Annotated in this window: 9 protein-coding genes, 2 tRNA genes and 1 riboswitch; of the genes, 10 read left to right on the forward strand and 1 reads right to left on the reverse strand. The window is 36.0% G+C overall.

Features of this window, described 5'->3' with window-relative positions:
- Positions 1–97: 97 nt before the first annotated feature.
- Positions 98–832, forward strand: coding sequence for an acyltransferase family protein (locus EKM64_RS02460; RefSeq protein WP_377769900.1), 735 nt, complete (start codon positions 98–100; stop codon positions 830–832).
- Positions 833–873: 41 nt separating this feature from the next.
- Here the strand turns inward: EKM64_RS02460 and EKM64_RS02465 are convergent, their stop codons facing one another.
- Positions 874–2160 (reverse strand): helix-turn-helix domain-containing protein, encoded by a 1287-nt coding sequence (locus EKM64_RS02465; protein WP_164505276.1) that lies wholly within the window; start codon positions 2158–2160, stop codon positions 874–876.
- Positions 2161–2486: 326 nt separating this feature from the next.
- Positions 2487–2665: riboswitch (Lysine riboswitch) on the forward strand.
- 80 nt (positions 2666–2745) lie between these two features.
- Between EKM64_RS02465 and EKM64_RS02470 the strand changes: the two genes are divergently transcribed.
- From EKM64_RS02470 to glpK (EKM64_RS02510), 9 genes are all read left to right on the forward strand, one after another.
- A complete protein-coding gene (locus tag EKM64_RS02470) occupies positions 2746–4194 on the forward strand; it encodes an amino acid permease (RefSeq protein WP_125675261.1) in 1449 nt (482 codons plus the stop codon).
- 275 nt (positions 4195–4469) lie between these two features.
- Positions 4470–5759, forward strand: coding sequence for a serine--tRNA ligase (serS, locus tag EKM64_RS02475; RefSeq protein ID WP_125675263.1), 1290 nt, complete (start codon positions 4470–4472; stop codon positions 5757–5759).
- Between the two features lie 65 nt (positions 5760–5824).
- Positions 5825–5897, forward strand: a tRNA-Asn gene (locus EKM64_RS02480).
- Positions 5898–5961: 64 nt separating this feature from the next.
- A tRNA-Thr gene (locus tag EKM64_RS02485) sits at positions 5962–6034 on the forward strand.
- 289 nt (positions 6035–6323) lie between these two features.
- Positions 6324–7949, forward strand: coding sequence for an ABC-F family ATP-binding cassette domain-containing protein (locus EKM64_RS02490; protein ID WP_125675265.1), 1626 nt, complete (start codon positions 6324–6326; stop codon positions 7947–7949).
- A 728-nt stretch (positions 7950–8677) separates the two neighbouring features.
- Complete coding sequence (locus EKM64_RS02495) at positions 8678–10030, forward strand: FAD-dependent oxidoreductase (protein WP_125675267.1); 1353 nt, start codon at positions 8678–8680, stop codon at positions 10028–10030.
- Positions 10031–10685: 655 nt separating this feature from the next.
- Positions 10686–13229 carry a YfhO family protein gene (locus EKM64_RS02500; RefSeq protein WP_125675269.1) on the forward strand — a complete coding sequence of 848 codons (2544 nt, stop codon included), beginning with the start codon at positions 10686–10688 and terminating at the stop codon, positions 13227–13229.
- Between the two features lie 79 nt (positions 13230–13308).
- Positions 13309–14811 (forward strand): glycerol kinase GlpK, encoded by a 1503-nt coding sequence (gene glpK / locus EKM64_RS02505; RefSeq protein ID WP_125675271.1) that lies wholly within the window; start codon positions 13309–13311, stop codon positions 14809–14811.
- A gap of 24 nt (positions 14812–14835) precedes the next feature.
- Positions 14836–16338, forward strand: a complete 1503-nt coding sequence (glpK, locus tag EKM64_RS02510; protein ID WP_125675273.1) for a glycerol kinase GlpK — start codon at positions 14836–14838, stop codon at positions 16336–16338.
- Positions 16339–16480: the final 142 nt, after the last annotated feature.

Below are 16480 nucleotides of genomic sequence, written 5' to 3' on the forward strand. Positions count from 1 at the left end.
TCAAAAAACGCCTAATCACATTTAAGTGATTAGACGTAAAATTTCATAATCAACTCCAATTACTGGGGTTCATTGCAAAGTCTATTTTTATAGTATATTGTTCTTAATATTGGCTCTAAAGTGGCAAGCACCCGTTAAGAGTCCTAAACTGTGGCAATCATTAATGCCGATGACATTTAATCAGTATTGGTTTGTAACGGGTTATCTGATTTTGATATTGTTGGTACCATTTATCAATCAGTCCGTTCAAAATTTGACTAAACGACAATTTATTTATTTGTTGATAATTGTGACGATCATCTGTGGTATTTTTCCACTTGTTAATAACGACATTGCTACACAGTCAGTTGGATTAGGTGTTTTATTGGCCGTATATTTATTTGGAGTTTTTGTTGCTAAATTTATCCACAGAAGTAGCTGGAATTATGTGATAGGACTGTTGTTATTCACAGTGAATACACTGGTTATCTACATAATTATGTATTTTGAGATAATTTTGACAAAAGATCGTTTTACCAATATTTATACAGGCGTGTTCGCGATGTTGGCGGCGTTAGGCCTATTTTTGATTTTTACTAATTTCAAACCGGTTTTCCACGTGATTTTTAATCAAGTGGCTCGGCACATATTTGCAGTATATTTAATAACGCAAAATGTGCTCGTTTTAAAACCACTGTGGAAGAATTTCCAATTTAAATCAATGCATGACTTAGTAAATGTTAACTTGTCGGGATTTGTCGCAGTGCTAGAAATTATGGTCGTCTGTTATTTGATAGACATAATCAGGTTAGCAATTTTTAGAATTATAATCAGAGTTAGTCGTAGAAGATGATAATTAAAAAAATAAGAGTATCTGGAATTTACCAGATACTCTTATTTTGCTTTTTTACGTTTCTTCTTCATTTTTTCTACTTTTGCCTTTAATTTAGCCACATAAATTTTATTTAGTCGAATCATAAGATAAATATAATCTGATCTAGTTGAGGAAATATCCCAAGGCATAACGACCAAGTTTTCAGGATATTTATGTAACTCTTCTTTTGTAGGATAGATATCCAAAGTTGTGATCAAAACATCGACATTCTCAAAAGTCGTGATCGGAACGATTTCCGCAAAGTCTAACGAACGAATATTTCTTGATATAACCGCTTCAATCGGATTGCCAGGATCAGCTAATAGTTTAACGTGAATAATATCGCCCTCTTTGATGGTGGAAATGTAGCTAGGTAATACTTTGAACAGATCTCTAGCTATATTTTCAGCAGCGTTATAAACACCGGGATATTTTTCAGAATCAACATTACTGAAAAACTCATAAATATCTTGGTATAACGATGTATATTCTTTGGTATCCTCAGGTGGATCGTCATAATGACTCCATCGTACTAAGGAATCCGGAGACATTATGTAGTAGAAGATAATCTCACGAGTGACGAAAGTCATAATGTTAGTTAAGATCCGTTGATTATGATAGACACTCATATCATCGTTATAACGTTCTTTGAGGAAGTCAACAAAACGATAAACAAGAGCGTAGAATTTGGAATTTATTTTGAAGTTTAGATTAATCGGTTTATCACTGTCTGTTTCACCGGCTTCAAAGACTATCTCTTTAAATAAATTAACAAATTTATTCTCTTCACTTAGAGCGTTGATCGGTACCAAAGTATAAGATTCAGGCTTCAAAATTGGTTCACCAATATCGTTGTCTTCAAAGACTTCATCAAATTTACCCATGTCTTTGATATAACACCGTTTGGTGATCCTGATTTGTGAGATGGCAATTAGATATTCTAGTTGCAGACCAGCGATGGGATTGTCGAAATCAATATCGGCATCACTGATGACTTTTTTTATATTATCTTCTTGTACGAATGAAAATGGCCATTCCAAGCCGTGGTAGACTTGCCAATAGACAAAGTAAGCCATCCAACGGATATTTTTCTCGTCACCCTTGATCTCTAAAGTTGAATTAGATACTTTTAAACCAAAGTTTTTTAGAAAAATACGAAAGTTAGACATTTTACGATTCAAAGTGGATTTGCTAGTAAAGTGGTCATTGCTGAAAGCTTCTAACGATGGGTTAGGACTTGTTAGGCCATAGTTAAAAGCCTGAAAGACAATGGCATTTTTGACCAAGTGCAGGCGGTACTTATCCACAGAGAGTTTGTCAAAATCGATTGACTCAATCTTGGTTACCTTAGGGTCAAGATCGGGAACCAATTCTAGTAAGTCGTTCAGTAAAGCCTGAAAAATATTGTAAGTTTTTTGGTATGAAATTCCATTCGATTACCAATATTGCTTAAGTTCAATTCTTGAGGAGGCAATGATTTGATTACGGTAAACATGTTATACTTTTCGACTTCTTGCCTCACTAAAAATACTTGTTCCAGCATAATCCGATTCTCCCAAATAAAAATGAAGTTAAAACAGATGAATTTAATAACCTACTTGATACTATGTTAACATTTATTTATAATGTTTTGTAATCAGATAGAGGAGCATTTTCAATTAGTCACACTTTTCGAGTAATTTAGGATACTTTGACAAAGGTGTAAAAGGTGAAAATGCCGAAACGAACTCGCCCCTAATGGTGTGTTTTGTTGGGACGTTACTGAATAAGTAGCGGACTGTCGCAAGTTAATTGCGTTGAGCTATTGATCATTTGGATACGAAAGTCCTTATTGTCAGTAGTTTCTTCTGGTAATAAGGATTTTTTTAATCCAAAAAGGGGAAACGAATTATATGGAAAATACAGATGTCAACCGGTCGCTAAAGACTCGTCATTTGTCAATGATCGCTTTAGGAGGTTCAATCGGTACTGGACTGTTTGTCGCTAGTGGTTCATCCATTTCAACAGCTGGTCCTGGGGGTGCATTGATAGCCTATGTGGCTATTGGTATCATGGTTTACTTCTTGATGACTAGTTTAGGTGAGATGGCAACATACATGCCTGTTTCTGGCTCGTTCGCTACATATGCGACAAAATTTATTGATCCAGCTATGGGATTTGCCTTAGGCTGGAATTATTGGTTCAACTGGGCCATTACTTTAGCGGTTGATCTTTCGACAATTTCTTTAGTTATTAAGTATTGGTTCCCAAATTGGTCTTCATGGAAGATCAGTTTGACATTCTTGGTAGTATTGTTAGTAATTAATTTAATTTCTGTTGGTTCATTTGGTGAAACTGAATATTGGTTGTCATCAATTAAAGTTACAGCTGTTATTGTTTTCTTGATTGTTGGTGCATTAACTATCATGGGTATCTTAGGTCATGATGGAGCTGTTGGTTTATCAAACTATACATACAAGAAGGCACCGATCGTTGGTGGAATACCCGCGGTACTGAGCGTCTTCGTTGTTGCTGGATTTTCGTTCCAGGGTACTGAACTTATCGGCATAACAGCCGGTGAATCGGCTACACCTGAAAAGAGTATTCCAAAGGCTATCAAACAAGTTTTCTGGCGTATTTTGCTATTTTATATTTTATCAATTGCTGTTATTGGAGCTTTGATACCTTATACAAGCCCTAACTTGTTAGGTTCAGAGGCCGGAGACATTGCTATTAGTCCATTTACTATCGTCTTCAAACGTGTTGGTATTCCACTAGCCGCTGGAGTTATGAACGCTGTTATTTTGACATCAGTTATTTCAGCTGCAAATTCTGGGTTATACGCTGCCAGTCGTATGCTTTGGTCAATGAGTAAGCAAGGCATGGCTCCAAAGGCCTTTGAAAGAACTAATGGCCATGGGGTCCCAGTATTTTCGCTATTGTTGACTGCCATTGTTGGTGGTGCGGCTCTATTTACAAGTTTGTACGGGGATTCATTCTACGAATTATTAGTTGCTGCGAGTGGTTTAACAGGATTCATTGCTTGGCTAGGGATTGCTTTTTCACATTACAGATTTAGAAGGGCTTATTTGAACAAGGGCTATGAATTAGATGATTTGAAGTACAAAGCTAAGTGGTTCCCATTTGGTCCAATCCTCGCTATTGTTTTAGGGATCATTATCATTATTGGTCAAGATATCAGATCACTTGTTAACTTCAATATTGGTCGTTTATTGATCAGTTATAGTGGACTGATCATTCTCTTCATCTGTTGGTTGTACTACAAACTTAGATATAAGACTAAGTTCGTTAAATTAGATGATATTGATGTTGCCGAAACAAAGAAGAATCATCATTTTTAAAATCTAAGAGTTGAAAATATAATTATTTTCAATTATGATATGTTTAAATATTAAAACTAATAGGATACCTACTCATGAATCTTTCAGAGAAACGATGGTCGGTGCGAATCGTTAAGATTTCTATTCCAGTATCTTGGTAACGGGTAATTCCGTTCGGTTTGATCCGATAAAATCTGAAAGTGCAATGTGAGAACATTGAAACTGGGTGGTACCGCGAATGGTCGATTCGTCCCTTTATAGGGATGATTCGGCCATTTTTTAATAGGAGGAAATTTATGTTAGATATTAAATTGATCAGACAAAACCCTGATTGGGCCAAAGAAAAATTAGCTGCTCGTAGTATTCCCAATGAGGAAATTGATGAGTTGTTAGATTTAGATAGGAACCGTCGTGATTTATTAGTTCAAACAGAAACTTTGAAAGAAAAACGTAATACTGTTTCTCAAAGTATTGCCCAAAAGAAACGTAATAAAGAAAATGCCGACCAAGAAATTGCTGATATGCAACAGGTTGGGGCTGATATTAAATCACTTGATGCTAAACTTGAAGAAGTAAATGACAAAATGACCTATATTTTAGTTCGTTTGCCAAATTTCCCTGATGATTCTGTTCCAGTTGGTCCAGATGAAAGCACTAACAAAGAGATCCGCAAATGGGGAACTATCCCAACAGAAGGCTTTAAACCAAAGCATCATTGGGATATTGGTGAACAATTAGGTATCCTTGACTTTGACCAAGCCGCTAAGGTTTCTGGTAGCCGTTTTGTTTACTATATTGGTATGGGTGCAAGATTGGAACGTGCCGTTTATAACTTCATGCTTGATCAACATCATGAGGAGGGCTATACAGAAGTTATTCCTCCATACTTGGTTAACAATGAGGCCATGTTTGGTACTAGTCAATTTCCTAAGTTTACTGAAGATGTCTATACAGTTATGGTTGACGAAAACCCTCTAACTTTGATCCCTACGGCTGAAGTTCCTTTAACAAATTACTTCGCTGGCAAAATCATTGATGGTAAAGAATTGCCTGAAAAGGTTACTGCTTTGTCACCAAGTTTCCGATCAGAGGCTGGTAGTGCTGGTCGTGATACACGTGGATTGATCAGAATGCACCAATTCAACAAAGTTGAAATGGTTAAGGTTACTGACCAAGAAAGCTCTTTTGACGAATTGGAAAAGATGACTGCTAATGCAGAAAATATCCTTCAAAAACTAAATCTACCATATCACGTTATTGTGTTATCAAGTGGAGATGCTAGTTTCAGTTCAACTAAGACATATGATCTTGAAGTTTGGTTACCTGCACAAGATAAATATCGTGAAGTCTCAAGTTGTTCAAACTGTCTGGACTTCCAGGCTCGTCGTGCACAAATTCGTTACCGTGATGAAAATGGTAAGACAAAACTGGCTCATACATTAAATGGCTCAGGTCTAGCCTGTGGTAGAACAGTTGCCGCAATTTTGGAAAATTACCAGAATGAGGACGGTTCAGTTACAATTCCTGACGTTTTAGTACCATATATGGGTGGAGTTACTAAAATCACTAAAGAAAATGCCAAATAGTTATTGACCTTTATTTGACAGATTGATAAAATTTAATAGTTGTTGAAAAACAATTATTGAATTATTCCGGATTAGCTCAGTTGGTAGAGCATCTGACTGTTAATCAGGGTGTCGTCAGTTCGAGTCTGACATCCGGAGTATTAAAACTTAGGATCTGCCTAGGTGATAAGATTACATCTAGTAGGTGTAATCTTTTTATTTTGCCAGTTTAGCTCAGTTGGTAGAGCATCGGTATCGTAAACCGGCGGTCACAGGTTCAAATCCTGCAACTGGCATATGTTTTTAACTACTTACTTTTGGAGATATTTTTTTATCTTTATTCCAGAAGGAAAAAGATGATCAAAAATTTCTGCGATGAAATAATGTGAAATTGAGGATATTTTCTATTACTATTTATAAAATAGATATGTCTGGTGAATCTATATCAGCAATTTTTGATCACATTGATTGTCCAGTGAATTTATGTTAAGCTACCCCAATATGTCAAATAAAAATAAGCTGAAACCAACGTCGCCGTTTCATTGACACGTTGTTTTTTTATGCGGAAAAAGGGTGGTATTGTTCATGTTAACCGTCAATAATGTCAGTATGCAATTTTCAGATAGAAAGTTATACGAGGATGTTAATCTTAAGTTCACACCAGGAAATTGTTACGGGATCATTGGTGCAAATGGTGCTGGTAAATCAACATTTCTAAAAATAATTGAAGGAAAACTTCAACCAACGACTGGTACAGTTTCGATGGGCCCTAACGAGCGTATGTCTAGTCTAAATCAGGATCACTTTGCCTTTGAAGACAACTTAGTGATGGATACGGTGATCCGAGGTCACCAAAAACTTTACGATATCATGACTGAGAAGAACGCTATCTATTTAAAACCAGATTTTAGTGATGCCGACGGTATTCGTGCTGCTGAACTGGAAACTGAATTTGGTGAAATGGGTGGATGGGAAGCTGAAGCTGAAGCCAGCCAAATGTTACAAGCACTAGGTATTGAAGAATCACTTCATCAATTACCAATGAGCGAATTAACCGAACCCCAAAAGGTTAAAGTATTATTAGGTCAAGCATTATTTGGAAAACCCGATGTCTTACTTCTAGATGAACCCACTAATGGTCTTGACGTTAAGTCAATTTCTTGGCTAGAAAACTTTTTGGCCGATTATGAAAATACCGTTATTGTTGTATCCCATGATAGACACTTTTTGAATCAAGTTTGTACAAATATGTGTGATGTTGATCGTGGAAAGATAACACTGTTTGTTGGTAACTACGATTTCTGGATGGAATCCAGTGAACTTGCTACACAATTACAAGCTAATGCCAATGCAAAAAAGGCTGATCAGATCAAACAATTACAAGAATTCGTAGCTAGGTTTAGTGCGAATGCGTCTAAATCAAAACAAGCTACTTCACGTAAGAAACAATTGGAAAAAATTACTTTAGATGATATTCAGCCTTCATCTCGTAAATATCCATTTATCAAATTCAATCCTGAACGTGAACTTGGCAAGGATCTGGTTCAATTAAAGGGTATTTCTAAATCAATCGAAGGGGTTAAAATTCTAGACAATATTAATTTGACTCTTCGTCCAAATGAAAAAATTGCCTTCATTAGTCGTAATGATTTAACAACGACAATTTTAATGCAGATCATTTCTGGAGAAATGAAACCTGATGAGGGTGAGATTATCTGGGGACAAACAGCAAGCACGACTTATCTGCCAAAAAATGTTAATGATTACTTTGCTGAGAATAAAATGTCCGTGATTGATTGGTTGCGCCAATTTGCCTCTAAAGAAGAGAATGACAATACATTTTTGCGTGGATTTTTAGGAAAAATGCTTTTCTCAGGAGATGATGTTAATCGTGAAGTTGACGTTATGTCTGGTGGGGAAAAGGTTCGCGCCATGCTATCTAAAATGATGTTAAGCAATGCTAATGTACTCTTACTAGATGATCCAACTAACCATTTGGATTTGGAATCTATTACAGCTCTGAATGATGGATTAGTAGGCTTCAAGGGTAGTATTATCTTCACTTCACATGATCATGAGTTCATTCAAACGATTGCTAACCGTATTATTGAAGTTAGTCCTAAAGGAATCGTTGATCGTGCGGATACAACATATGATGAGTTTTTAGCTCACGAAAAAGTTCAAGAACAAGTAGCAAAACTATACGAATAAAAAAAGAGATCAGTTATAACTTGAATTTTTATCAAGTAATGACTGATCTTTTTTAGAACAAAAAAATAAACCCATTTCTTGGGATAATGGGTTTATTCGGCGTATTACCAGTAGTGTCGGGGCCAAGTATGTGAGTGTATGTGAGGTTTCCATGTGTCAAAATAGAGAGGGATTTTATTAACGAATGAAAGCATTCTATTAATAAACTTTGGAATGGGAAATGGGAACTGACAAAATCTTTTATTTAATCGGAAAATTGTTTGAGGGGGGCAATTTTCTGTTTATGGTGATTGAGAAATATTTAATGATATTGAGGATGATATCATTGATATTCTTTTTCTTTGATAAAAGGAAGGAATTGCATTGACACTCACTGTCTTGTCCCTTTCACAAATACAGTATATAACAGATGTTTAAACAATTGTAGTCATTTTTGATAAAAAATTTTATATGTTTTTAAAATCACAAATAGATGATTTTATGTCATAGTATAAGTAAGTCCATGTAAAAAATCAGATCAGATATTCTTGTTCTAAATTCAATAATTTTAAAAATAAATTTATTTTATTAACGCTAGAGAACGCCTGTATAACGGCGTTCTCTATTTTATATTGAAGTGGAATAAAAAATATTACTTTTTTAAGTAATTCTATTGTAAAGCGCTTTCTTTTGAGGTAAGATTTTATTAATCAATTAGTTAATGTTATCACAAAGGATGGTAGAGGAATATGAAAGTAAGTATTATTGGATGTACACACGCGGGAACATTTTCAGCAATGAACATTTTGAAGGATCACCCAGATTGGGAAGTTTCTGTATTCGAGCGTAATGATAATTTATCTTTCTTATCATGCGGAATTGCACTGTGGGTCAGTGATCGTGTTTCAGATCCTAATAAGATGTTTTACTCAAGCCCTGATGATTTAGCTAAATTGGGTGCACATATGTACATGAAACATGATGTGACAAATGTGAACTTTGATAATAAGAAATTATCTGTTAAGAATCTTGAATCTGGTGAAACTTTTGAACAAGATTATGACAAACTAGTTATTACAACTGGTTCAGCTCCAATTATTCCTAATATTCCTGGAATCAAGTCCGATAAAGTTAAATTATGTAAGAATTGGACAAATGCCAATGAATTAAAAGAAAATGCTAGTGATATCAAGAGTGCAATCGTTATTGGTGCTGGTTATATCGGTGCTGAGCTTGCTGAAGGATATGCAACTCTTGGCAAAGAGACGACCTTGATCGATGCTTTGCCTGACGTTTTGGCTAAGAACTTGGATTCAAATATGTCTGCTGTAGCCGAACAAGACTACAAAGATAATAATGTAACTTTAGGATTGAGCGAAAAAGTTCAATCATTTGAAGATACTGCTGATGGTGTGATCGTTAAAACTGATAAGAACGAATATAAAGCAGATATCGCCGTTATGTGTGTTGGCTTCCGTCCTAATACTGATATGTTCAAAGATGAATTTGAAACACTACCAAATGGTGCTTTGATCGTTGATGAATATATGCATACAAGTAAGCCAGATGTATTTTCAGCTGGTGATGCTGCCTCTGTTCATTACAATCCAACGAATGATAATCAATATATTCCTTTAGCTACTAACTCAGTACGTCAAGGGATTTTAGTAGGTGCTAACATTGCAAAAGACACTGCTAAGTATATGGGAACACAAGCCAGTTCAGCTGTTGAATTATTCGGTAGAACATATGCTGCTAGTGGTTTAACAGCAGTTCATGCAGAGGCATTGGGCAAGAAAGTAGAATCAGTAACTCTTGAGGATAACTATCGCCCTGAGTTCATGCTGACAACGACTCCTGTTTTGATGAATCTAGTTTGGGACCCTGAAACACGTGTTGTTTTAGGTGGAGCTTTGACAAGTAAGTATGATGTCTCTCAATCAGCTAACTTGCTTTCATTAGCCATTCAAAAGGAAGTTACAATCGATGAGTTATCTATGGTTGATTTCCTATTCCAACCAAACTTTGATAAACCTGTTAATTATGTAAGTGCATTAGCCGGAGCTGCGGTGGCAAAAGCTGATAGTAAAATTAACGAATAGTAATAGTATTTAAATTGCCGCCTCTAGGCACGAGGGTCGTCGGCATTGTGGGGCTAGAGAGTCTTGGTCTCATATTTCGATTTTGAGATTTCCGAAAGCGAAGTTTAAAATATATCTATTCCGTAAGTCTATCTATGACGTCCAATGAAAATTTCACTGCTGGCCCACGACCCTCGTGCCTTTTGGCTTAGTAGTGTATACGTTAAATAAAATTTTAAGGTCATATTCTGCAAATATGCAGAATATGACCTTTTTTAATGGATAAAATGGATAATATTTGAAACGTGAATTTAACAGACAGAATTTAAAAATCATTCAACGATGTTCAAACTTTTTTCAAACTTTCCAAATTTTTCTTTCACACCTTGGGGATATTATGTACATATAGTCAATTGAGGCTATCGAGAAAGAGGTGATGTTGATCATGAAAAGACATCCAATTTTAGTACTAACCGGCTTGTCGGCCGTTGCAGCGGTTTGTGGCAAAATAATTAAAACTCATAACGATAAAAAACTATTCAATTAAAAAAATCTAAAGAGGTAGAAAATATGAAAAAAATTATGTTTGGTGGCTTGCGTAAGCAAGCCTTTTTTAGTTGCCTTTACTTGATATATTCCCTATGATTTGAGGGGGGAATTCATTAGGAGAATTTTTATGCGCAAACACAATGTTTTATATTATTTACTGGCTTTTTTTATCAACCTTTTTCTCATATCAGCAATATTTTATTATGTTGGTTTAGTTCCTTTTGGTGATGGCAACTTTTTAACTAGTGATTTAGGAACACAATATATCGCTTTTCTAACTGAGCTACGTCGACAATTAGTGACTGGCAATATTCACTTGTATCTATTCAGTCAATCTTTGGGTGATAATTTTTTCCCAATAATCAGTTATTATCTTTTATCACCATTTAATTTGATTTTAGTTTTATTTACTAGTGCCAAAGTGCCGATTGCAGCCGATGTCATTATTATGTTAAAAATATCGACCATGGGTCTGACGATGGCTTATTTTTTGGCAAAGTATTTCAAAAATAATAGCTATTCTAATTATTTTTTCACAGTTGCTTATTCCTTTTGTGGATTTGTAGCATCCTATTTCTATGATTTAATGTGGCTTGATGCTTTGATCATGTTGCCATTGGTAGCTTGTGGATTGCTAAAATTAATTGATAAAAATAAAGTTGTTCTTTATTACTTCTCATTGTTTCTAGCAATTGTTTTTAATTATTATTTAGGTTATATGCTCTGTATTTTCTCAGTGTGCTTCTTTATTTATTTAGCGTTAGAAAGTAATCTTTTCCAGAAAAGAAATCGTTTCGTTATTATTCGTAATTTTCTAGTTTCTTCTATATTAGCTGGGTTGAGCGCGGCCTTTGTTTTGATCCCGACTTTTGCGGGAATGATGAAAACGGCTAAAACGTCTTTTGATGTATTTAACTATTTACCATCGGCCCGTTTTGGCTTTGAGGCTTTTACACAACTGGGAATCGGTGGCAATACCTTTGCACAACGATTGCATCATGGTCCTTCTGTTTTCATGACCACAACAGTTTTAATACTTTTGTTAGGTTATTTCTTTAGTAAACGTATTACTAAGCAAGACAAAGGGCATGCGTTCTTCTTGATTGGCGTCTTGCTATTGAGTATGTTCGTGACGACTTTTAATACTATTTGGCACATGTTTCAAAATCCTGCGGGATTTCCATTTAGAAATAGTTTTATTTTCTCATTTATTTGTATCCTTATTGCTCATAAAGCATTTTCAGCGGGAGTATTTAAAGATGTAAATACAGTAATTTATGCCAGTTGTACAGCTGGAATTTTGATTTCTGTTGGTTATCTAACTGAATGGATGATTCCTAAACTAATTCAACAGATGGGGTTCGGCAAACCTGATAATGAATACAATGGTTATTATTATACTCTGACGTTAATTTGCATAATGATTTCGGCAATATTTATCTATCTCTATGGAAAAAACAAATATTTTGGAATCGCTTTGATGGTTTTAATTGCTTTTGAAGTAGGAGCCAATTTTACGTCTGTTATTGATACAGCTGGGTTTGGTAGTCAGAGTATCTATCAAAAGCAGTACAAACAAGAGGCAGATGTTTTAACAGGTATTAAACGAGACAGTGAGATCGGTCATCGAATAATCGTTTCTAAATCTGGTTTGAACAAAGCTTTTCCAGAGCAATATAATAACTATAACGATCCGATTTTATTTAATATCAATGGATTAAGTTTGTACAGTTCCACTTTGAGCCAAAGTACACTCGACACGATGAATAAACTGGGCTATTTTAGTCGTAATGTTCGTCGGATCAGTTATATTGGTGGAACACAATTGACGAATACCTTGTTTGGTGTAGATGACGACATTGGTCAATGGAGTCATTCGTATGAAGTAGAAACCGATTATAATTCACCTAGTTTAGGATTTCTTGTAAGTTCTGATATTTATGATTTCCAATTGATGTCAAATCGTGCCTTGGATAATCAGAATCGACTTTGGCAATCGATCAATGGAACTAACACACAATATTTTAAAAACGCTAAAATAAATGATTGGACCAAAATTAAATCTGGTAAAAAGAATCTCTATGAATACGATTTAACAACCACGACTAATGGAGAACTATACTTATATACATCTCCAATAAATTATGTTCATTCTAAAGTTTATATAAACGGTAAAAGGTTAAAAATGGACACTCTGATAAATAGTGCTACGGTTATTGACCTAGGTAATTACGATTCTGGTGAAAAAGTGAAAGTGGGAATTCGGACTAAACAGCCATTGGAAGAAGATCCGGGATATTTTAAGACTTTGGATGCAGCTGAATTTTCTAAATCAAAAAATAATATTAGACAGAATTCACTGAATATTACATCACGCTTGAATCATGATACTGTTCGTGGAAATATTGATGTCAAAAAGTCTTCCCCAATGTTGTTTTCAATACCATTTGATAATGGATGGAAAGCTTTTGACAATGGTAAACAAGTTAAGACATATCAAGTGATTGGAAACTTAACGGCAATTGATTTGAAACCTGGTCATCATAAGATAGTTTTGAAGTATGAAGTACCAGGTTTGAAGATCGGCTGGATCATAACGGTAATTTCGATGATATTATTTGGACTATTCTTGATTATTAAACGAAAAATTGATCCAAAAATGAACGATTAATCATATAATTTTGTAAATTAAGTAAAATGTTATAATATTTTGTTATGAAACGCTTACAATAATAATTCGAGGTAGATTGATGACAGATTACATTATGGCGATAGATGAAGGAACAACTAGCACGAGGGCTATCATTTTTGATAAAAAGGGTGGCAAAGTGGCCGATGCTCAACGTGAATTCACGCAGCATTTTCCTGAACCAGGCTGGGTAGAACATGATGCTAATGAAATTTGGAACGCGGTTCAGTCCACGATAGCCAATGTTTTTATTGAATCAGGTATCAAACCTAATCAAATATCTGGTATCGGTATCACTAATCAACGTGAAACGACAGTTATTTGGGACAAAAAAACAGGTCTACCAATTTATAATGCAATTGTTTGGCAAAGTCGTCAGACAACTAGCATTGCTGACAGGCTAAAGGCCGAAGGTTACGATCAGATGATTCATGAAAAAACGGGTCTGTTGATCGACTCTTATTTTTCGGCTACTAAGATACGTTGGATCTTGGATCATGTGGATGGTGCTCAGGAACGTGCTGAAAAAGGCGAATTGCTATTTGGTACGATTGACAGTTGGTTATTATGGAAATTGTCTGGTGGGGAAGCCCATGTAACGGACTATTCGAATGCCAGCCGGACAATGTTATTTAATATCCATGAATTAAAGTGGGATGATGAGATCTTAAAAATTATGAATATTCCAAAGGCCATGTTGCCAGAAGCCCGTCCTAATTCTGAAGTTTATGCTACAACAAAGGGTTATCACTTTTATGGGTCCGAAGTTCCAATTTCTGGTATGGTCGGTGATCAACAGGCTGCTTTATTTGGTCAGATGGCCTTTGAACCGGGTATGGTCAAAAATACCTATGGTACAGGTGCCTTTATTGTTATGAATACAGGTGAAAAGCCACAAATTTCAGATAATAATTTGTTAACCACAATTGGATATGGAATTAACGGAAAAGTCTACTATGCCCTTGAAGGTAGTATTTTCGTAGCCGGGTCTGCTATTCAATGGTTACGTGATGCAATGAGATTAGTCGACTCTGCGCCAGATTCTGAAGATGCAGCTATGTCTTCAAGTGACGATGATGAAGTTTACGTTGTACCCGCATTTACAGGTCTTGGTGCACCATATTGGGATTCAAATGCTCGTGGTGCTGTGTTTGGATTAACTCGTGGTACCAGCCGTGAAGATTTTATCAAGGCAACCTTACAATCATTGGCCTATCAATCGCGCGATGTTATCGATACAATGAAAAAAGATACAGGTATCGACATTCCAACATTGAAAGTTGACGGTGGAGCTGCTAATAATAAATATTTAATGCAATTTCAAGCTGATATTTTACAGACACCTGTTCAACGCGCTAAAGATTTGGAGACAACAGCCTTAGGTGCAGCCTTTTTGGCAGGGTTGGCCGTGGGTTACTGGAAAGATATCGATGAAATCAAAAAAGAATATGCAACTGGTGCTACATTTAAACCAGAAATGAAAAAAAATCGTGCTGATTATCTATATGAAGGTTGGCAAGAAGCAGTTAGCGCTACGAGAAAATTTAAACATAAGCCAATGTAGCCAAGTTATTTGGAGGGAATCTTGATGGACGAAGAGTACATTTTAGCAATTGATGAGGGAACAACTACGGCCAGGGCCATGATTTTTGATCATAGCGGCAGAAAAGTTGCAGCAGCACGCCATCCGATTCGACAGATTTTACCAAATCCCGGCTGGGTTGAACATGACGCCTCTGAAATTTGGAATGCCGTACAGACGACCATTGCTACTGCCTTGATTGAATCAGGTATTAAGCCAAAACAAATTAAGTCAATTGGTATTGCTAGTCAACGTGAAACAACTGTAGTTTGGGACAAGAAGACTGGCTTACCAATTCACAACGCTATTGTATGGCAATCTAGACAGACAACGAATCTGGCTAATAAATTGATTGACGAAGGTCACAAAGATGAAATACATCAAAAAACCGGCCTGATCGTTAGTCCATATTTCTCAGCCACTAAAGTTCGGTGGATCTTGGACCATGTCGACGGTGCTCAAGAACGTGCAGAAAAAGGGGAATTACTATTTGGCACGATCAACACTTGGCTGCTTTGGCAGTTAACTGACGGTGAGAGTTTCTTGACCGATTATGCTAATGCCAGTCGAACAATGCTGTTCAATATCAATGATTTGACGTGGGATGATGATTTACTAGAGTTATTCAATATTCCAAGATCTATGTTGCCAGAAGTCAGGTCTAACGCGGAACTGTTTGGAACAACTAAGAGTTATCATTTCTATGGTTCAGAAATTCCTATTACGGGGATGACAGGTTCCCAACAAGCTTCTTTGATCGGGCAAATGGCTTTTGATAAAGGTATGGTCAAAAACACCTATGGAACTGGTGCCTTTGTTGTGATGAATACTGGTGATGTTCCAGCCTTGTCAGATAATAACTTGCTAACAACAATTGCCTATGGTATAAATGGTAAAATAAATTATGCTTTGGAAGGTAGTGTCTTTGTTGCTGGCGCTGCCTTGCAGTGGTTACGGGATGATCTCAGGATCATCAAAAAAACCCCTGATACTGAACAGGCAGCCATGCGTTCTAATAGTCGCGATGAAGTTTATGTTGTGCCTGCCTTTTCAGGACTTGGTGCACCATATTGGGATGATAAAGCTCATGGAACAATTTTTGGATTGACTCGCGGAACTAATAAGGATGACTTTATTAAGGCAACCTTGCAGGCAATCGCTTATCAGACTAAAGATATTATTGATACTATGAGTTCTGACTCCAAAACCCCGATAGATATTTTAAAAGTTGATGGAGCAGCGACTGCAAATGAATATCTGATGCAATTTCAGGCCGATATTTTAGGGATTCCTTTGCAACGTGCCGTGGAATTAGAAACAACGGCACTTGGCGCAGCTTTTTTGGCCGGGCTAGGTTCTGGTTTTTGGAAAGATATTGAAGATATTAAAAAGAATTATCACTCAGGTGATTTATATGAGCCTAAAATGAAAAATGAAGTTCGTGATAATTTGTATGCCGGCTGGAAAGATGCCGTAAATGCTACAATGGCTTTCAAACATAAAAAATAATAATTAACGAAATAAGAGCCGCAAGTTAGAAGGTTCTTATTTTTTTTTGCTGTTATATAGGCAATGATAGACAATATATTAAAAAACTTTTGACATTAAACAAAGTTGGGTTTAATATTTAGTACAACATTGTTGTAATGTA

The organism is Companilactobacillus keshanensis (genome assembly GCF_003946205.1).
Classification (GTDB): Bacteria; Bacillota; Bacilli; order Lactobacillales; family Lactobacillaceae; genus Companilactobacillus; species Companilactobacillus keshanensis.